The 19,596-nt window shown below is 33.5% G+C and carries 14 protein-coding genes; 6 read left to right on the forward strand and 8 right to left on the reverse strand.

What is annotated here, in order from left to right; all coding sequences use genetic code 11:
• Positions 1-42: 42 nt before the first annotated feature.
• From MTX13_RS05860 to MTX13_RS05870, 3 genes are all read right to left on the reverse strand, one after another.
• Complete coding sequence (locus MTX13_RS05860; RefSeq protein WP_250433458.1) at positions 43-909, reverse strand: DUF58 domain-containing protein; 867 nt, start codon at positions 907-909, stop codon at positions 43-45.
• A gap of 96 nt (positions 910-1,005) precedes the next feature.
• Positions 1,006-2,007: an AAA family ATPase gene (locus MTX13_RS05865; RefSeq protein WP_250433871.1), complete on the reverse strand. Its 1,002-nt coding sequence runs from the start codon at positions 2,005-2,007 to the stop codon at positions 1,006-1,008.
• 153 nt (positions 2,008-2,160) lie between these two features.
• Positions 2,161-2,970, reverse strand: a complete 810-nt coding sequence (locus MTX13_RS05870) for a DUF4382 domain-containing protein (protein ID WP_250433460.1) — start codon at positions 2,968-2,970, stop codon at positions 2,161-2,163.
• A gap of 302 nt (positions 2,971-3,272) precedes the next feature.
• Here MTX13_RS05870 and MTX13_RS05875 point away from each other — a divergent pair, with 302 nt between their 5' ends.
• From MTX13_RS05875 to MTX13_RS05890, 4 genes are read left to right on the forward strand one after another with little or no spacing between them, the layout of a single operon-like run.
• A complete protein-coding gene (locus MTX13_RS05875; protein ID WP_250433461.1) occupies positions 3,273-4,136 on the forward strand; it encodes an aldo/keto reductase in 864 nt (287 codons plus the stop codon).
• Positions 4,137-4,146: 10 nt separating this feature from the next.
• On the forward strand, positions 4,147-4,902 hold the full coding sequence (locus MTX13_RS05880) for an SDR family NAD(P)-dependent oxidoreductase (protein ID WP_250433463.1): 756 nt from the start codon (positions 4,147-4,149) through the stop codon (positions 4,900-4,902).
• Entirely contained in the window at positions 4,899-5,528 is a 630-nt protein-coding gene (locus tag MTX13_RS05885; protein WP_250433465.1) for an HD domain-containing protein, read from the forward strand. Before MTX13_RS05880 ends, MTX13_RS05885 begins: the two co-directional genes overlap by 4 nt.
• Before the next feature lie 32 nt (positions 5,529-5,560).
• On the forward strand, positions 5,561-6,694 hold the full coding sequence (locus tag MTX13_RS05890; protein WP_250433466.1) for an ATP-binding protein: 1,134 nt from the start codon (positions 5,561-5,563) through the stop codon (positions 6,692-6,694).
• 169 nt (positions 6,695-6,863) lie between these two features.
• On the opposite strand, the gene MTX13_RS05895 is transcribed toward MTX13_RS05890, so the two are convergent.
• The 5 genes from MTX13_RS05895 to amaB all read right to left on the reverse strand — a co-directional run bounded on the left by MTX13_RS05895 (position 6,864) and on the right by amaB (position 12,724).
• Entirely contained in the window at positions 6,864-8,054 is a 1,191-nt protein-coding gene (locus MTX13_RS05895; RefSeq protein ID WP_250433468.1) for a DUF1501 domain-containing protein, read from the reverse strand.
• A 1-nt stretch (position 8,055) separates the two neighbouring features.
• Positions 8,056-9,429, reverse strand: a complete 1,374-nt coding sequence (locus MTX13_RS05900) for a DUF1800 domain-containing protein (protein WP_250433469.1) — start codon at positions 9,427-9,429, stop codon at positions 8,056-8,058.
• A 163-nt stretch (positions 9,430-9,592) separates the two neighbouring features.
• The gene (locus MTX13_RS05905) at positions 9,593-10,069 is read right to left on the reverse strand and encodes a hypothetical protein (RefSeq protein WP_250433470.1); all 477 of its coding nucleotides are present in this window, start codon (positions 10,067-10,069) and stop codon (positions 9,593-9,595) included.
• A gap of 19 nt (positions 10,070-10,088) precedes the next feature.
• Positions 10,089-11,018 (reverse strand): OmpA family protein, encoded by a 930-nt coding sequence (locus MTX13_RS05910; protein ID WP_250433471.1) that lies wholly within the window; start codon positions 11,016-11,018, stop codon positions 10,089-10,091.
• A gap of 152 nt (positions 11,019-11,170) precedes the next feature.
• On the reverse strand, positions 11,171-12,724 hold the full coding sequence (amaB, locus tag MTX13_RS05915) for an L-piperidine-6-carboxylate dehydrogenase (protein ID WP_250433472.1): 1,554 nt from the start codon (positions 12,722-12,724) through the stop codon (positions 11,171-11,173).
• A 121-nt stretch (positions 12,725-12,845) separates the two neighbouring features.
• On the opposite strand from amaB, the gene MTX13_RS05920 reads away from it, so the two are divergent.
• The gene (locus tag MTX13_RS05920; protein WP_250433473.1) at positions 12,846-13,919 is read left to right on the forward strand and encodes an isoaspartyl peptidase/L-asparaginase family protein; all 1,074 of its coding nucleotides are present in this window, start codon (positions 12,846-12,848) and stop codon (positions 13,917-13,919) included.
• Positions 13,920-14,039: 120 nt separating this feature from the next.
• Positions 14,040-19,595, forward strand: a complete 5,556-nt coding sequence (locus MTX13_RS05925) for an alpha-2-macroglobulin family protein (RefSeq protein ID WP_250433474.1) — start codon at positions 14,040-14,042, stop codon at positions 19,593-19,595.
• Position 19,596: the final 1 nt, after the last annotated feature.

Here is a 19,596-nt window from a genome sequence, read left to right on the forward strand (position 1 = left end):
TTTTAAATTTGTATGTATCAATTCGTAATTCATAATTCGCTTTTATCCTCTTCTTTTAAAATAGCCCAGTAATTTTTTAACATAGCTTTCATCTACTCGGCAATTAATAGTTCCTGCTCCCGATTTTGAAAAACTATCTTTATAATAATCTACCTTTTCACTATAGTATTTACCATAATTCATCCGTATTTTTTTAGAAGCAGTATTAACCAGCATATATTCACCGGTTTCTTCATCCTGCATTTGAACCATCCCTAAATTTGGGATGCTTTCTTCATGTTTATCATACACGCGAATTCCTGTAACATCATGGCGACCAGACGCAATTTTTAAAGTGTGTTGATAATCATCAGCTATGAAATCTGAAAGCACAAAGACAATAGCTTTTTTCTTCATAACATTTGATAGAAACTTTAAAGCTTCTGCAACATTGGTTTTCTTGCTTTTAGGATGAAACTCAATTAGTTCACGAATAATTCGAAGTACATGCGAACGCCCTTTTTTTGGTGGAATATAAAGTTCTATCTCATCTGAAAATAAAATGAGTCCTATTTTATCATTGTTTTGCGTTGCTGAAAATGCTAAAGTTGCTGCAATTTCAGTAACCACTTCGTTTTTAAACTGGGAAGCTGTCCCAAAAAATTCAGAACCAGAAACGTCAACCATAAGCATCATGGTCAATTCTCGTTCTTCTTCAAAAACCTTGATATGCGGTTCGTTGGTTCTTGCGGTAACGTTCCAATCAATATTTCTAACATCATCACCGTATTGATACTGACGCACTTCACTAAATGTCATACCACGTCCTTTGAAGGTCGAATGATATTCGCCGCCAAAAATATGATCAGACAACCGACGTGTCTTAATCTCTATTTTTCGAACTTTCTTTAGTAATTCTTTAGTATCCATTTTACAGTTAACAGTTTGCAGTTTCAGTTTTCAGATGGTGTTATTTAGTAGCACTTACACATTTAGCTGTGTACAATGACTGAATACTGTGAACTATTATGGTACTTCAATCTCGTTTACAATTTTATTGATGATGTCTTCTGAAGTGACATTTTCTGCTTCGGCTTCGTAGGTAATGCCAATTCTATGGCGTAATACATCATGTACTACAGCTCGAACGTCTTCGGGAATAACATATCCCCGACGCTTAATAAACGCATAACATTTGGCCGAAGTTGCTAAATTAATACTACCACGTGGTGAAGCCCCAAACGAAATTAAAGGCTTTAAATCTGCCAATTTATATTTTTCTGGATAACGTGTAGCAAAGATTATATCTAGAATGTATTTTTCAATTTTTTCGTCCATGTAAACTTCTCTTACCGCTTTTTGAGCGTTTAAGATTTGAGTAACAGATACCACTGGGTTAACTTTATCCCAAGCGCCTTTCATGTTGGCTCTCATAATCAGTTGCTCTTCATCCTGTTTAGGATAATCAATAACTGTTTTTAACATAAAACGGTCCACTTGTGCTTCTGGGAGTGGATAAGTTCCTTCTTGCTCAACTGGGTTTTGGGTTGCCATAACTAAAAACGGTTTGTCCAAAACAAAAGTTTCATCACCAATAGTAACTTGCTTCTCCTGCATGGCCTCTAATAATGCCGATTGTACTTTTGCTGGAGCACGGTTTATCTCATCAGCTAAAACAAAATTGGCAAATATTGGTCCTTTTTTTATTGTGAAATCGTTTTCTTTAATATTGTAAATCAATGTTCCCACAACATCGGCTGGCAACAAGTCTGGCGTAAACTGTATTCTACTGAACGATCCGTCTACCGCCTGGGCTAACGTATTAATAGCCAGTGTTTTTGCTAAACCAGGAACACCTTCCAGTAAAATATGTCCTTGACCCAACAAACCAATAAGCAAGCGTTCGACCATATGTTTTTGACCCACGATTACTTTGTTCATTTCTAGCGTTAGTAAATCAACAAAAGCACTCTCTTTTTCAATCTTTTCGTTAATTGCTTTAATATCAATAGCACTCGTTTCTTCCATCATTTGTGTGTTTAAAAATTCTATTTGAAATAGGATTTATTTTAGCACGGCTAAATTGTTAAAATTTTTGCTTGATTGCTGTTAACAATTGGTTAAAAAATAAAAGCAGCACTTATCAGTGCTGCTCTTAAGTGTTTTTAAATATTTTTATTCCTATTCTAGGGAAATTATGCCTAATTCGGTTGTGGATCCAACCATGATTTCAACATCTTCAATAACTTGAATTGGCAATCCAGAATCTGGATCTGGTGTAACGGTTACAGTATATAAGCCTGCTGACAAACCAGCTAAAACAAAATTACCTTCAGCATCTGCATAGGCCGAAACAGTATCAACACCATTTGTAGCCGTAACTTCTGTTTGAACGTCAATTGGCGTTATGCTGCCACTTAAAGCTCCCGTTTGTACTTCAACACTTGCTCTAATTACAGGTTTTAAATTATAATTACCTGATGATCCTGCCTCTACAATAGATTCATCAACATCAAAATCTAATAAAAACGTGTAGGCTATATTAGGTGCCAATGCTTCATTAACTTGAATTTTTAGACCAGACTGTTGAGCACTTGGTGTATTTAATGGATATGTTTCACCATCTATCACAACAGAGTTGTCATCGCCTAAAACTAAACGAATTTGATTTAAGGTTCCTGATGGAATAACATAATCATCAACCAACAACACATTAATACCGCCTGTTAACTCCAATAAATCATAAACACCTGTGTTTATGGCTTCCAGACTTACCCAATTGTCATCATCACTAGCGTCATTTACTTTTACTCTAACATCTACAACATCCACATAAACATGTTCGTAGTCTCCAGGTCTATCCATTAATTTTACTGAAATAGTCGAAGTTCCTTGAGAGGGTGTGTTGTTACTATCGTCATCACTACAACTAAAAAACGTAATAGTTAAAATTGTTAGTAACACTAATTTAAGCTGTTTTAATGTATTCATAAATATTATAGATTTTGGTTCATGAAAATATACGTGGCGACTATGCATAATAGATGCTTTATTCCGTAAAATCATAGTGGTATCCATTGTTTGTTTTCTATGCATTCCTTTTAAACAATTGAAAAACAAGTGGTTTAGAAGTATCATTTAGAATGATAAAAAAATGTTAAATGTATTTTAGAACCATTTTTAAATGGAATATAAGTACGTAATGACAGAAAATCTTGCAATAAATAATTGTTAACTGACTCTATTTTTAAAGAGCGAATAAGTATTTTTATACAGAAATCTTAAAACTATTTATGACATATTCAAAAATAATTGCTGGAACAATGACATGGGGAAGTTGGGGCAAACAACTCTCTAAAAAAGATATGATATTACTTATGCATCATTGTTTAGAAAACCAAATTACAACTTTCGACCATGCTGATATTTATGGCAGCTACACCACGGAAACCGATTTTGGCAACGCTTTTAAGGATTCTGGAATAAAAAGAGAAACTATTAAGCTTATTTCTAAATGCGGTATTCAATATTTAAGTGAAAATAGAAATAATACCGTTAAACATTACGATTATAGTAAAGATTACATCATTTGGGCAGTTGAAGAATCACTTAAAAAACTACAAACCGACTATTTAGATCTGTTACTATTACATAGACCAAGCCCCTTAATGAATCCTGAAGAAATTGCTGAAGCCATTTCAACTTTAAAATCCTCTGGGAAAATTCGTGAATTTGGAGTTTCAAATTTCACTACAAGTCAAATGGAATTAATAGCAAAATTTCAAAAAATAGATGTGAATCAAATTCAATTTTCATTAACTGCACATCAAGCTATGCACGATGGTATTTTGGATTATATGATGACCCATGGTATTACGCCTATGGCTTGGTCACCTTTAGGTGCTGTTTTTAAAGTTGAAGACGAGCAAACCAAACGAATAGATGACCTCTTAAGCACATTAACTAAAAAATACAATGCTACTAAAGACCAACTGCTATTGGCTTGGGTTTTAAAACATCCTTCAAACATTCAACCTGTTGTCGGCACTACAAATAGTAAACGCCTATCTCTTGCAGTTCAAGCTGTAGAGATTGATTTAGAATTAGAGGATTGGTTTAAATTGTTAGTTGCATCACAAGGCCATAAAGTGCCTTAAACTAAATATTATGACAAAAAAAACAGCCTTAATAACAGGAGCCACAAGTGGTATTGGCCGAGCAACTGCACATGAATTCGCCAAGCATGGCATTAACCTTGTTTTATGTGGTAGAAGGCAGGAACGACTCAACACCATTAAGAATGCATTGAGCAAAAAGGTTGACGTCCACACCTTAAACTTCGATGTTAGAGATAAGGAAAAAACTATAGAGGCTATAAATCGCTTACCTGAAGCATTTAAAACCATTGACATATTAATCAATAACGCAGGAAATGCACACGGACTTGATCCTATTCACGATGGAGATATTGAAGATTGGGATGCCATGATGGATATAAACGTAAAAGGTTTGCTATACGTAAGCAAGGCCATTATGCCTGAAATGATTAAACGGCAATCGGGTCACATTATCAATATAGGTTCGTCTGCAGGAAAAGAAGTCTATCCTAAAGGCAATGTGTACTGCGCGAGTAAACATGCAGTTTTGGCTATAACCGAAGGTATGCGAATGGATTTAAATCCGTATAACATAAAAGTATCAGCCATTAATCCAGGATTGGTAGAGACTGAGTTTTCAAAAGTGCGTTTTAAAGGTGATGCAAAGGCCGAAACTGTTTATAAAGGCTACAAAGCCCTACAGCCTGAAGATGTGGCTGAAGTCATTTATTTCGCAATTTCCAGACCAAGTCACGTAAACATTGCCGATGTTTTAATGTTTTGTACTGCCCAAGCCAGTAGTACAATTGTGAAAAAGAAATTATGATAAATTGGCTTCAAAAAGAGTGGTCTAACCTTGCATCAAAATACACTAAAGATGATCACTTGGTGGGAGCTCTTTGGTTTGATATAGAAAAAAATTACTCTGAATCCGTTAGGCATTATCATAATCTTAAACATATTTACAATATGCTGATTCAATCAGAAAAAATTAAAAATTTGATTGAGGATTTTGAAATGTTGCAATTTTCAATTTGGTATCATGATATTGTTTACAGACCCACAAGAAAAGACAATGAAGAAAAAAGTGCACTTTCAGCCAAAAACAGTTTGAGGAAGTTCAGTTTTGATGAAAAAAGGATAGAATGCGTTAATGATTTAATAATTTCAACTAAAAAGCATGAGCTTATTTTATACGAAAACAATGATAATGCTTACATGCTTGATTTAGATTTATCGATTTTGGGAACAGATTGGGACGTCTATAAAAAGTATGTTGAAAACATCAGAAAAGAATACAAAATATATCCTAATTTTATGTATAACCCTGGGAGAAAAAAAGTATTGCAACAATTCTTAAATAGAGAAGCACTGTATTTTTCAGAAGAATTCAGTATAAAATATGAAAATCAAGCACGGGAAAATATTGAAAGAGAATTGGAACGGCTTTAACAAAATAGATTCCTGCCTCACAGGAAATTAGTATGATTAATAAACGCTTACTTATCAAAAACTTACTCGCTCACAATGATGAGAACAGTTTTTATGATAAAAAGCGTAAAATTGACATTAGTTTTAAAGAAGGTAAGGCCAAATTTTTAAAACATATTTGTGCACTTTCAAACAGCAATCCTAAAAACAATTCCTATATCGTAATTGGTGTTGAAGACGAAGACAATAATATTGTTGGTGTCGATTTCTTTGACGATAGCAAAATTCAAAATCTCATCAATGCCTATTTAACCAATCCGCCTATTGTTCAATACGAAAACATTTCATTTCCGCATTTACCAGATGATAAAGTTGTGGGACTAGTAACTATTCGTCCAAATAACGAGATAACCTCATTACGCAAAAACATCTGGAAATATTATGGTGGTTCAGTATTTTTTAGAGATGGCAGTATGAGTATGCCCAAAGTTTTTGATATTGAGATAAAGGATGTAAACTCGAAAATAGTTGAGGCCATTGAAGCCCATGCCCAAAATAATATTGAACATACTCTTGATGGTGTTTTCGATTTTTTGAACAAACGTCAAGATTACGAACCTCAATACAAAGTGTTTAAAGAATATTTTGTGGTGTGTTGGGCAGGAAAGAAAAAAGTGGTTAAAAACAAAACGTTTTATTCTAGAGTTGACATTGGACTTATTAATGAGCAAGTGAAGCTTTTTTACTCTGCCTTGGACGAAGTTTCAATAGATATCACGAAAGATTCCTTTAAAATCATCGAGTTTGTAAATCTGGGGTTACAAAATGCATTTAAATATTATCCGTTGGAAGAAACAACCATTCACTTTGCTGAAAATGTAAGCTACAATATTGAAACAAACCTTATTTTTGAACCGCCACAGTACGATAAAAAAGTATTGCATCATATCTTTAATGCCAATAACACCCTGCTTCGGAAATTAAAAAAGGGATTGCAACTTAATCCTAATGAAGAAGCCGATTTAAAAAACCTTCCAGCTACCTATCTTATTTGTTACTTGAATGATTTTTCTGATGCTATGGCTAAATTAGAAGAAGCAAAACCACTATTAAAAGGACATAATTCCGTTGTATATCAATTATATAAAGAAGCTATGAGAATTTTAAGAAAGGTAAGGTATAATTAACTTGTTGATTATACATTAAAAGATACCATCCATACGAAATATATAACCAATTATAAATTAATTAAAACTTGAAACTTCTAATTCTGTATTTTTGTATTGCTATTAATCAAAAACCAAATCAGCCTTGATCATAACAGTAGTTACCTATTGTTTTCAAGGCTTTTTTATTTTATAAAAAGTCTAACGGTTTATAACTTCCTTTCAGGATTTTAGTGGTATCTGCATCCAACCATTTGTTAAGCACAGTAGCATAAATAGTTCTAAAATCTATTTCATACTTAATGTCACCATTATCATCTAAATTACTCAAGCTCGCCAATTGGTTATAAACACCTGGTTTTTTCAAATGTTTTCCGATAACAAATAAATTATTGGCTGAACCATGGTCTGTACCCCTACCAGAATTTTGTTTAACACGTCGTCCAAATTCTGAAAACGTCAGAATTAGCGTATCATCAAATGTGCCTTGAGTCTGAAGATCTTTAACAAACATTGATATTGATTCTGCATATTTACTTAATAAGCGTTTGTGCACCTTGAGTTGGTTAACATGGGTATCAAAACCATCTAACGAAGCATAATAGACTTTTGTTTTTAAACGGGAATTAATAAACGAAGCGATTAGTTTTAATTGATTTCCAAAATCAGTGTTAGGATAAGCAATTTTTGATGACCGAATTTTATTTGTTTCATGTATATATTTTGCAGATGATTCTGCCGTAATCATGGTCTTATATAAATACCCTAGGTTGTGTTCATTAAGATGGGCATCATTAAAATTTTTTGATATTCGTTTTAAAAAAGGATCTTGAGACAACCTATACAACATTTCTGGATTTTTAACAGCTATGCCGCTTAATTGCTTGCCTTTTAATGCTAATGAGAGATTGTCATTAATTTCAATAGCGTTATAAGGGTGCTCTCCTTCTGCATCTAAATATCTCCCTAACCATCCGTTTTGATAATAGGAATCTGACCCACTAGCTGTTTGCCATATATCCATTGCCCTAAAATGAGAGCGGTTTGGGTTTGGATAACCTACATTGTTAATAATGGTAAGGTATCCGTTATCATACAATTCCTTTAATGGCATTAAACTAGAATGAAACCTTAAATCATCTGTTAGGCACAAATCTGCTTCAGGGTTCAAACCTAAACTAGGCCTAGATTTAAAATAGATATCGTCTCTAAACGGTATTACAGTATTTAGCCCATCGTTACCTCCGCTTAACTGAACGATTACTAATCTTTTATAACCAAACTTTGATGACAAGGTGTTTTCAAAAGCTTGTATAAAACTAGGAACGAACAATAATCCGCTGGCTAACGATGTATTTTTTATGAAACTTCTCCTTTTCATACTAACACATTTGGTATTCCGGTAACGACATGATTTGTATGCAACTATCTCGTTTAGAAGCATGACTTAAATTATCTAATACCTGTTCTGTTTCTAGATTTAAGTTGGTTAAAATAAGTTGGTTTTTGATACCTTCAAACGACATGTTTTTATAACTTTCATCAAAATCATCCCAATTTACTGATACTTTAAAAAATTGCCGTTTAATGCGTTTAGTATATGCTTCAGAGTATCTATCGTAAAAATCGCCACTCTCTTTAACCGAAATAAGTCCATTGTTTAATAAAAGTGATGCTGTTTTTAATCGAAATAAAACAGTGTTACTTGTAATCCAGGATTTTCCACCTTCCCAACCCGAAACATTTGGTGGATTCAATAGAGCTTGCCCAAGCAAGCCTTGAATTTTAATCAATTCATTAGGATTATCATAAGTAATAGGGATGACTTTTTGGATTCCTATTAATAGTTCAGTTGGTGATTTTATTTTAGTCCCTATATTTTCTTCATTATAAAACCAATCTGCCATAAAAACAAAACGCATCAAGTCTTCTATATTATAATCCGGATAGAAAACAGAAACCATGCTGTCAATATGTTCTTGAACTATGTTTTTGTTAACGAAATAAGCATAGATTTTTTTACATATAAATTGTGCACACGCTTTTTGATCTAAAATAATATCTATGACATCATCACCATCATAACGTCCTGATCTTCCAAAAAGGTGCTTGAAGCCATTATCATGGTTACGCTCATCGTACTTAAACTTACCGTTAAATTCAAAACTGTATCCAGTAAATGCCTTTGAGGCTTCTTTTATATCATAATTTGCATAATTACCCACTCCTAACGTGAACAATTCCATGAGCTCTCTTGAAAAATTCTCGTTGGGTGAATCTTTTTTGTTTTGCTTCAAATCTAAATACTTAATCATTGAAGCTTCTTTAGAGATTGCCTTTACAAGCACTCTAAAGTCTCCTAAAGCATGTGCTCGAAGCGTATTGTTATATTTTTGAAAATGTAGTATGTTGTTATCCTCTACCACAAAATGATTAGCCCAAAACAATGTCATACGCTCTCTTAACATTGCTGTTGAATTTGTCATTCTATAAATCCACTCTAAATTAAAAACCTTTAGCTTTTCACGACTCTTTTTTAAAAAATCCCGTTTAAAAACTTCACTCTTGTTAATCTCTTGAAATGACAAGTTTTTTAGCGAATTAACATCTATAAGTAATGGAATAAATTGTTTCGATTCCAAAATTAATCTATCTACAATCTGCTTTTTACTGAAATTGGAAAGTGCATTCAGTTCCTGCAGATTTATTCCAAATCCAGATCGCCAATAAAGATGTTTTAATTCTTTGGAGTCCATAATATTTTGACAACACTTTTTAATAAAGGTTTAATTTTTAATCATCAAAAACAATTCCATTTTAAGAATGTGATTGTATTTTGACTTGAATGAAGCCCAATGAATTAAAAAAATCGTTTTGTTTCCAAAACGATTTTTTTATCAAATTAGTTTAATTACTATTTTATTTGCCTCCTTTAAGTTCGTCTTGCCATTCCAGCAACTCTTTCCAATTACCTTCGTAAGCCATTTTTGCTTGCTCTGGCCAAGTACCTGGATTGTGAATCTTAAATCGTTCTCCACCATCGTCTAGCACTTGTTGGCATTTTTGTACACTCATTTCAGATAGTTCTTTCCATGTTTTTACACCTTGGTTATTGAAGAGCTCTTCAATTTTAGGACCAATACCTTCAATGACTGTTAAATCATTTTCTCTTATTTTTCTGCCAAAAATAGCTTTAGCTTCAGAAGCATTAAAGGGAATTAAGTCGTGTCGTTCTTTACAAGCTTTTAAATCAGATTCTAATTTAGCAACTTTGTTTTTCCAAACATCTACATCAATTTTTTCATTTTCTTCTTTTCCTAAATACTTGCCCAATAAGTATCCTAATATCGCGCAAATAAAGCCAACTAATAAAGGAATTAATATACACCAGTTCATAAATAATAAATTTTTTAAGTTAGTTAGTAATTGTAATGACAACCCGTCTGTTCTGCAATCGTCCTTCCTCTGTGGAATTATCAGCAATTGGCTCGGATTGTCCTTTAGAAGACGTTATAATATGGCTTTCTAAAATAGCATTCCCCATAAAATAACGCTTGATAAAATCGGCACGTTTTTGTCCTAGTTTTTCGTTACTCGCAGCATCTCCCGTATTATCTGTATGCCCTATAATGTGGATTTGAGCATTATCTGCTTTGTCAACATACTTTGAAATATTAATAAATTTAATACGTTGCTCTGGAGTTAATTCTACAGATGATGAAGCCGTGTCAAAATACAAAACAATAGGGTTGTTTTTAATGTCTTCTCCTAACGCTAGTATGGCTTCTTGTTTTGCCAAGTGTTCATCATCAATATCAGACATTGACAATTTTAATGGACCATAATAAACACCCGTATTATCTGGAATTAAACTATTATCAATCTCACTGTAAACGTCTATTCGTTTTGCAGGAATGCCTGTAGAAACAAAATAGTTTTTTATAGCACTAGCTCGTGCTAAACCTAAATTTGGAAATGCAGAATTGTTAAACTCCTTTCCTGTGTAAAGTCCGGTAATATGTAATGCTTTAAGAGAATCTTCAAGCATATAATTTTTAATTTTAATAATCCCGTCATTTACATCATTAGAAAGCGGTTCTAAAATTTCAAAACTTGAGGCTTTAAAGTTTAAGCTTTCATTAATGTTAACATTTAAACTTCCAGAATTGTCTTGTAAAACAAATGGTGTTTTGGTAGAATTGTCTATTGGCTCATCCGCTATTTCAGAATTTTCAGTGTTACTTGAGGAAAAGAAACAATCTTCATTACATAGTTTATAATTCAGAATTGTACCAACAACAATTGTAAACAAAATACCTAAAAGATATAGTGTTTTTTTGCTCATTAGTTAGTGGTTTTTAGTTAGTGGTTTTTAGTTAGTGACTATTAAGGTATTAAAAAATGCCGAACAATCATAACAGTTTTTTATAGTTCAAAAAAAATCGGTTAACAAAAGCTAACCGATTAAGAATATTTAAAATATGTTTGTTGTAAAGCTTACAAATCAAATTTAATTCCTTGTGCAAGTGGTAACTCGTCTGAATAGTTGATTGTGTTTGTTTGGCGTCTCATATAAACTTTCCAAGCATCTGAGCCAGACTCACGCCCGCCACCAGTTTCTTTTTCACCGCCAAAAGCACCTCCAATTTCAGCTCCTGATGTTCCTATATTAACGTTGGCAATTCCACAATCAGAACCAGCATAAGACAAGAATCTTTCAGCTTCTTTCATTTCGTTTGTCATAATTGCAGATGATAAGCCCTGGGCTACACCATTTTGTAAAGCAATAGCATTCTCTACATCGCCAGAATATTTCATCAAATATAATATTGGCGCAAATGTTTCATGTTGAACAATCTCAAAATGATTTTCAGCTTCAATAATTGCAGGTTTAACATAGCAGCCAGATTCATAACCTTCTCCTTCTAAAACGCCTCCTTCAACCAATACATTTCCGCCTTCAACTTTAGCTTTTTCAATAGCAGCTAAATACGTATTTACAGCATCGTGGTCAATTAATGGTCCTATATGGTTTTTTTCATCTAAAGGATTTCCAATAGTTAATTGCCCATAAGCACCAACAATGGCATCACGTACTTTATCATAAACAGATTCGTGAATAATTAATCTTCGAGTAGAAGTACATCGTTGACCACAGGTTCCTACAGCTCCAAAAACTGCACCAGGAACAACCACTTTTAAATCTGCTGATGGTGTAATAATAATAGCATTGTTACCTCCTAACTCTAATAACGATTTACCAAAACGTTCTGCAACAGTTTTGCCAACAATACGTCCCATTCTTGTAGATCCTGTTGCAGATACTAGAGGAATTCTAGAATCGGTTGTTAAGAATTCTCCAACTTTATAGTCACCATTAATGATACAAGAAATACCTTCTGGTAAGTTATTTTCTTTTAAGATGTCTGCAATAATATTTTGACAGGCAATAGAGCATAATGGCGCTTTTTCAGAAGCTTTCCATACACAAACATCACCACAAATCCAAGCTAATGCTGTATTCCAAGACCATACGGCAACTGGAAAGTTAAATGCTGAAATTATTCCAACCACACCAATTGGGTGCCATTGCTCTCTCATAACATGTCCTGGGCGTTCAGATGGAATTGTTTGACCATTTAATTGTCTAGACAAACCAACAGCAAAATCACAGATATCAATCATTTCCTGAACTTCGCCATATCCTTCTTGTAAAGATTTTCCCATTTCGTAAGAAACCAACTTTCCTAATGGTTCTTTTAGCTCCCGTAACTTGTTGCCAAATTGACGCACAATCTCCCCACGTTGCGGTGCTGGCACGTCTCTCCAGGATAAAAATGCTTTTGTGGCAGCATCCATAACCTTTTCATAATCTTCCCTGGTTGTTGATTTAACTTTCCCTATTAACTTTCCATCAACTGGTGAGTAACTTTCAATAATTTCACCATTAGAAAAGTTATTGGAACCTGTTGATGTTCCGTCATTAATTTCTTTTAAACCTAATTGTTGTAGAGCTTGATCTATTCCAAAATCGGTAGCAAGTGCTTCCATATATGTTTGTTTTTAACGATTTATAAAATGAGATGCAAAGATAACAATAAAATGTTGTTTTTAATTAAGCCCTTTTTTACTAAAAACTGTAACTTTATTGATACAAAAACTCACTAAACAAATGAAAAAAGCCATCCTACTATTTGCTGTAATTATTACATTTTCAAGTTGCAAAAACAAAGAAGAGTTAAGAGCAATTTCCCAAAAAGAAAACGCTCCAGATTCAACAGAAATACAAAAAACTTCAGAATTTGCTATTGTTATTCATGGTGGTGCTGGTACTATTTTAAGGAAAAATATGTCTCCAGAAAAGGAAGCTGCTTACAAAGCTAAATTAGAAGAAGCTATACGAGTTGGATATAACATTTTAAGACACGGTGGATCTAGCTTAGATGCCGTTGAAAAAACCATAAATGTAATGGAAGATTCACCGCTTTTTAATGCTGGAAAAGGATCTGTTTTTACCAATGCTGGAACTAATGAACTAGATGCATCCATAATGGATGGAAAAACCTTGAATGCAGGAGCATCAGCAGGAACAAAAACTGTACGGAATCCTATAAATTTGGCGCGAGCAATCATGGAAAAATCTCCTCACGTTATGTTGTCTGGTACAGGCGCAGAAACTTTTGCTATGGAACAAGGATTGGAAATTGTTGACTCCAGTTATTTTTACACGGAAAATCGTTTTCAATCATTACAACGTGTTAAAGACTATGAAGCCAAAAAACAATTGGATGATAAAACAGCTTTTTATGACTCAACTATTCAAGACTCAAAATTTGGAACTGTAGGTTGTGCGGCACTAGACAAATATGGTAATCTCGCGGCTGGAACTTCTACTGGCGGCATGACCAATAAGCGTTGGGGTAGAGTTGGTGATGCTCCTATTATTGGAGCTGGAACTTATGCTAACAATAATACTTGTGCTGTTTCCAGTACTGGTTGGGGCGAGTTTTTTATTCGTGCTATGGTTGCTCATGATATTTCGGCTCTAATGGAATATAAGGGCTTAAGTTTAAAAGATGCTGCAAAAGAAGTTATTCAGAAAAAAGTACCGAATTTAGGTGGTGATGGTGGTATTATAGCAGTTGATAAATATGGTAATGTTGTTATGGAATTTAACACTGCTGGAATGTATCGAGCAACCATGAACGATAAAGGAGAACTTCATTTAGGTATTTATAAAAATTAAACTTTAAGTGTTTTTTAACATTTTTAAAAGACTAAACATCTCTACAAAAGCGTAGTTATAATTATAAGAAACAACCTACACTTTCTTTTTCTGAAGTTCATTTAAATAAAATCATCAACTATGTCATTAAAAAAACACCTTACTATTGCATTACTTTTCGCGATAGTTTTATCATGTAAAAAGAAAGATGTTGAAGTAGATAACCTATTTAAATATAGAGATTATATAAATTATACCTCTTCTGGTTTAACTTCTATTGCAGAACCTATAACTATCAATTTAGCAAATGATGTTGTAGGCTATGAAGTTGGCGAAGAAATCTCTGACAAAATAGTTGCAATTAATCCACATGAAGAGGGTTCACTAACATTAAAAAATAAACATACACTTGTTTTTATACCTGATGAATATTTAGAACCGGATACAGAATATACAGTAACTGTAAATTTAGAAAAGCTTCATAAAACCATTTCTAATGATTTTAAATCTTATTCATTTCAATTTAAAACCATTGCTCCAAATTTTAAAGTTGAGCTTAACACCTTACAATCTTATGAAGCAAAAGAATGGCAATACTTAAATGCTGTTATTCATTCTGCCGATGTTATTTCATTAAATAATGCCAAACAATTGGTTAAAGCTACACAAAACAATAAAAATCTCTCCATTGTATTTAATGAAATTGAAGAAAATACTAAAGTTTTTGAGTTTAAAATTGATAGCATTCATCGAACCATTGATGATTCAGAAATTTTAATACAATGGAATGGAAAAGCTATTAAAACAGAAAATAGCGGTGAGCAAACATTTGAAATTCCTGGCATAAATAATTTTTCGGTTATCGATTTAAATATTATTCAATATCCAGAACAATATTTGTCAATAAACTTTTCAGATCCGTTAAAAGCGCAACAAAATTTAGACGGTTTAATAACCATTCAAAATGTAAAAAACCCAAAATATGTGATAGATGGTAATGTACTAAAAGTGTATCCAGATAACAGATTGGTTGGCGATGTAAAAGTTGATGTTTTTCAAGGTGTATTAAATAGTGAAGATTATAAACTTAAAAACCCATTTTCTCAAACCATCAATTTCGAAGATTTAAAACCACAAGTAAGACTTATAAATAACGGAACGATTTTACCGAATTCTAAAGAATTAAAATTCAATTTCGAAGCGGTAAATCTAAAAGCCGTTGATGTGAGAATTATTAAAATTTTTGAAGATAACATACTTCAATTTTTACAGGACAATACACTTAACAGCAATAACTCTTACAACATAAAAAAAGTTGGTAGACGAATAGCCAAGCAAACTATTTTACTTGAAGACGAAAATAATAATTCAAGAAAATGGAAAGCCTACAGTATTGACTTATCTAAATTCTTTAAAGCCGATCCAGGCGCCATTTACCGTGTAGAATTAAGCTATAACCGAAGTTATTCTCTCTATTCTTGTGATGAAAACAATGACACTTCAGATGAATATGATGAATACTACGAAGAAGTCAATTATGATTATAATGAACCATCACTTGAAGATGATGACCTGCGTGAAGAAGCCTATTGGGATAATTTAGCTTACAGGTATAAAGACTATAACTATAATTGGCGTGAAAGAAACAATCCTTGCCATGATGCTTACTACAGTGAAAACCGAATAGTTTCTCAAAATTTATTGGCTTCAGATTTAGGGGTTATTGCTAAACAAGGCGCAAATAATTCTTATTATTTTGCCGTAACCAATATCCTAAATACTGACCCTGAACCTAATGCTAAAATCACGCTATACAACTTCCAGCAACAACCAATTGGCAATGCAAACACAGATGAACAAGGATTAACTATAATTGATTCTGATAAACATGCTGCATTTGCAATTGTTTCAAAAGGTAAAAACAAAACTTATGTCAAACTAGCTGATGGCAACTCCTTATCATTAAGTAAGTTTGATGTTTCTGGTAACAAATTACAACGTGGTTTAAAAGGTTATATTTATGGAGAACGCGGTGTTTGGAGACCTGGTGATTCGCTTCATTTAACATTCATTCTAAACGACAACAGCAATAAACTTCCTGAAAATCATCCCGTAAAAATGGAAGTTACAGACCCTAACGGAAAACTTGTTTTTAAAGAGGTTACAAAACTCAATACTGATAACTTTTATAAATTCACCGTACCTACATCAACTAATGATAAAACCGGAAATTATAGTGCCAAAGTATCTGTTGGTGGTGCTTCATTTTATAAAGGCTTAAAGGTTGAAACCATTAAACCAAACCGTTTAAAAATAAAACTAGATTTTGAAAACGATATCCTAACAGGAAAGACACTTCAAAAAGGAACATTGGATGTAAAATGGCTTCATGGTGCACCTGCTAAAAACTTAAAAGCTGAAATAAAGGCAAAATTCACAAGTCAACATTCTAGCTTTAAAAAATATCCTAATTACGTATTTAACGACCCAACACGTGAATTCAAATCTGAAGAAATTACTGTTTTTGAAGGCTCTGTAAATAGTAATGGTATTGCCAATATTAACACAAAAATTGAAGTCGGTGAAAATGCTCCTGGAATGCTAAATGTTCACTTTTTAACACGTGCTTTTGAAAATGGTGGCGACTTTTCTATGGATGCCTTTACTAAACCCTATGCGCCTTACGATTCTTTTGTTGGATTGCGTTCGCCAAAAGGTAATGCTTATGGCTCCTATTTTACAGATGAAAATAACACGTTTGATATAGTAGTGGTTGATGCTCAAGGAAATCCTGTAAAACGCGATGGCCTTGAAGTAAAAATTTATAAAATAGAATGGCGTTGGTGGTGGAATTCCTCTTACGATAATTTATCAAGCTATGTGTCGAGTACCTATCATAGACCGTATTTAGACACAACTGTTAATACCAATTCAAAAGGAGAAGGTAGTTTTAAAATTAATATTCCAGATAACGAACGTGGTCGTTACCTAATAAGAGTTACAGATCCAGTAAGTGGTCATGCCACCGGACGAACAGCTTACTTCTATAAAAATTGGTGGCAAAAGGCACCAACTGCTGACAAAGAAGCAGCTAAAATGTTAGTGCTTTCAGCAAACAAAGAAACCTATAATGTTGATGAAACAGCTAAAGTAACATTCCAATCTGGTGATGAAGGACGCGCTTTAATTAGTATTGAAAACGGAACCGAAGTTTTGAGTCATACTTGGATTAAAACATCAAAAGGAGAAACGGTTGTAGATATTCCTATCACCAAAGAAATGGCTCCAAACATTTTTGTAAACATATCATTATTGCAGCCTCATGCCATTTCAGCAAACGATTTGCCAATAAGACTTTATGGTGTTATTCCTGTACTTGTTGAAGACCCAAATACCAAGCTAGAACCCGTTTTAAAAATGCCAAATACCTTAAAACCTGAACAAGAATTTGAAGTTGAAGTGTCTGAAAAAAATAGTAAAACAATGACCTATACTATAGCTATGGTTGAAGAAGGACTGTTAGATTTAACACGCTTTAAAACACCAAATGCTTGGAATGCCTTTTATGCTCGCGAAGCTTTAGGTGTTAAAACTTGGGATGTGTTTGATGATGTTATTGGTGCTTATAGCGGAAGCATTGATCAAGTGTTCGCTATTGGTGGCGATGGTAGTGCATTAGCAGGCAAAAACAAAAAAGCAAACCGTTTTAAACCAGTAGTAACTTATTTAGGTCCTTTTTCTTTAAAATCTGGCGAAAAACGTGCCCATAAAATAAAAATGCCTAACTACATAGGTTCTGTGAGAACAATGGTTGTTGCTGGAAACAGCTCTAGTGAAGCCTATGGCAGTACTGATAAGTCTGTAGAAGTAAAAAAACCTTTAATGGTTTTAGCCTCTTTGCCACGTAAATTAAGTCCTGGTGAAAAAGTAACACTTCCTGTTACCGTTTTTGCAATGGAAGAAAACGTAAAACAGGTCAATATAAGCCTTAAGTTAAGTAATGGTATCGAAGTATTAGGAGACCAATCAAAATCCCTAACATTTACGCAACCTGATGAGAAAATGACTTATTTTGAACTAGATGTTAGTAAAGCCAAAGGCATTAATACTGTTGAAGTTATAGCTAGCGGTAATGGTGAAAAATCAACATATAAAGTAGAACTTGATGTTGAAAACACAAACCCAATTACATCTGTTTCAATAGACAAAACCATACAAGCCAATGCTTCTGGCGATATTAGTTTTTCTACCTTTGGTGTTATTGGAAGCAATTCAGCAACTATTGAGCTATCTACTATCCCTCCAATCGATTTCTCTAGACGCTTACAATACCTAATACAATATCCACATGGTTGCGTGGAACAAACTACATCAAGTGTGTTTCCTCAATTGTTCCTCAATGATATTTTCGATCTAGACCAAAGAAAAAAACAAGACATACAAAACAACATTAAAGATGGTATTAAGCGATTGGGGCATTTTCAAAACCCAAATGGTGGTTTAAGTTATTGGATTGGTGAAAACACAGCTAATGATTGGGGAACCAGTTATGCTGGACACTTCATGATTGAAGCCGAAAAGAAAGGTTTTGTATTACCACTTACATTTAAAAACAATTGGATAAAATATCAAAAGCAAGAGGCAAGAGACTGGCGCCCAAGGTATCAGAATTACAATTCAGATTTGGCACAAGCTTATAGACTTTACACATTGGCATTGGCTGGAAGTCCCGATTTAGCATCCATGAATCGTTTACGAGAGTTTTCTGAACTTTCCAATGAAGCCAAATGGCGATTGGCAGCTGCTTATGCCCTTGTTGGTCAAAAAGAAGCCAGTGAAAAAATTTCAAGAACGGCTAACATTGAATTCACCTCAAAAAGAAACAATTATTACACCTATGGCTCGGTAGATAGAAATCGTGCCATGGCTTTGGAAACTATGATTATTACTAACGATTCTCGAGCTAGAGAACTGGCAGTTTCCATTGCAAAAGAATTGTCAAGTGATAATTGGATGAGCACTCAAACAACTGCATACAGTTTATTGTCCATTGCAAAAATGATAGAGAGTAATGGCGGAAAGTCTTTAAATATTAATTACAGTATTAACGGTAAAACTGAAACCATAACATCAAATTCTGCTATTGCTCAAAGAGATTTAACTATAGAACAAGGAAGAAATACCGTAAGTTTAAAAAACAATCAAGACAATGTGGTTTATGTTAGGGTATTGAACTCTGGAAAACTACCTTTAGGTAAAGAACTTACCGAACAAAGAGGTTTGAGCGTATCTATTAGGTACAAAGATTTACGAGGTAATTCCATAAACATTTCCAACCTTAAACAAGGCCAAGATTTTGTTGCTATTGTTACTGTAAGTAATTTAAAAAACAATGCTGTGAATGATGTTGCCTTAACCCAAATATTCCCTTCAGGTTGGGAAATTGTCAATACACGATTCACAGATTTTGGCGACTCGACTGTAAGTCAAGCACGATATACAGATATAAGAGACGATCGTGTTAATTTCTATTTCGACCTTCCTAAAAAAGGAAAACACGGTAGTAAAACGTTTCAAGTCATGCTCAATGCGTCATATTTAGGCAAATATTATCTACCTGGTATTCAAGCTGAAGCCATGTATGATAATGATTATTTAGTAAGAACAAAAGGGCAATGGATTAGTATAAAAAAATAAC

The sequence above is a fragment of the Hanstruepera flava genome (genome assembly GCF_023634025.1).
Lineage (GTDB): Bacteria > Bacteroidota > Bacteroidia > Flavobacteriales > Flavobacteriaceae > Hanstruepera > Hanstruepera flava.

Excerpts from the sequence above, each read along its gene's own strand:
- MTX13_RS05875 (WP_250433461.1), top strand. The coding sequence starts at position 3,273 with ATGACATATTCAAAAATAATTGCTGGAACAATGACATGGGGAAGTTGG.
- MTX13_RS05920 (WP_250433473.1), top strand. The coding sequence starts at position 12,846 with ATGAAAAAAGCCATCCTACTATTTGCTGTAATTATTACATTTTCAAGT.
- MTX13_RS05865 (WP_250433871.1), bottom strand. The coding sequence starts at position 2,007 with ATGGAAGAAACGAGTGCTATTGATATTAAAGCAATTAACGAAAAGATT.
- MTX13_RS05885 (WP_250433465.1), top strand. The coding sequence starts at position 4,899 with ATGATAAATTGGCTTCAAAAAGAGTGGTCTAACCTTGCATCAAAATAC.
- MTX13_RS05870 (WP_250433460.1), bottom strand. The coding sequence starts at position 2,970 with ATGAATACATTAAAACAGCTTAAATTAGTGTTACTAACAATTTTAACT.
- MTX13_RS05900 (WP_250433469.1), bottom strand. The coding sequence starts at position 9,429 with ATGGACTCCAAAGAATTAAAACATCTTTATTGGCGATCTGGATTTGGA.
- MTX13_RS05895 (WP_250433468.1), bottom strand. The coding sequence starts at position 8,054 with ATGAAAAGGAGAAGTTTCATAAAAAATACATCGTTAGCCAGCGGATTA.
- MTX13_RS05910 (WP_250433471.1), bottom strand. The coding sequence starts at position 11,018 with ATGAGCAAAAAAACACTATATCTTTTAGGTATTTTGTTTACAATTGTT.
- MTX13_RS05925 (WP_250433474.1), top strand. The coding sequence starts at position 14,040 with ATGTCATTAAAAAAACACCTTACTATTGCATTACTTTTCGCGATAGTT.
- amaB (WP_250433472.1), bottom strand. The coding sequence starts at position 12,724 with ATGGAAGCACTTGCTACCGATTTTGGAATAGATCAAGCTCTACAACAA.
- MTX13_RS05890 (WP_250433466.1), top strand. The coding sequence starts at position 5,561 with ATGATTAATAAACGCTTACTTATCAAAAACTTACTCGCTCACAATGAT.
- MTX13_RS05880 (WP_250433463.1), top strand. The coding sequence starts at position 4,147 with ATGACAAAAAAAACAGCCTTAATAACAGGAGCCACAAGTGGTATTGGC.
- MTX13_RS05860 (WP_250433458.1), bottom strand. The coding sequence starts at position 909 with ATGGATACTAAAGAATTACTAAAGAAAGTTCGAAAAATAGAGATTAAG.
- MTX13_RS05905 (WP_250433470.1), bottom strand. The coding sequence starts at position 10,069 with ATGAACTGGTGTATATTAATTCCTTTATTAGTTGGCTTTATTTGCGCG.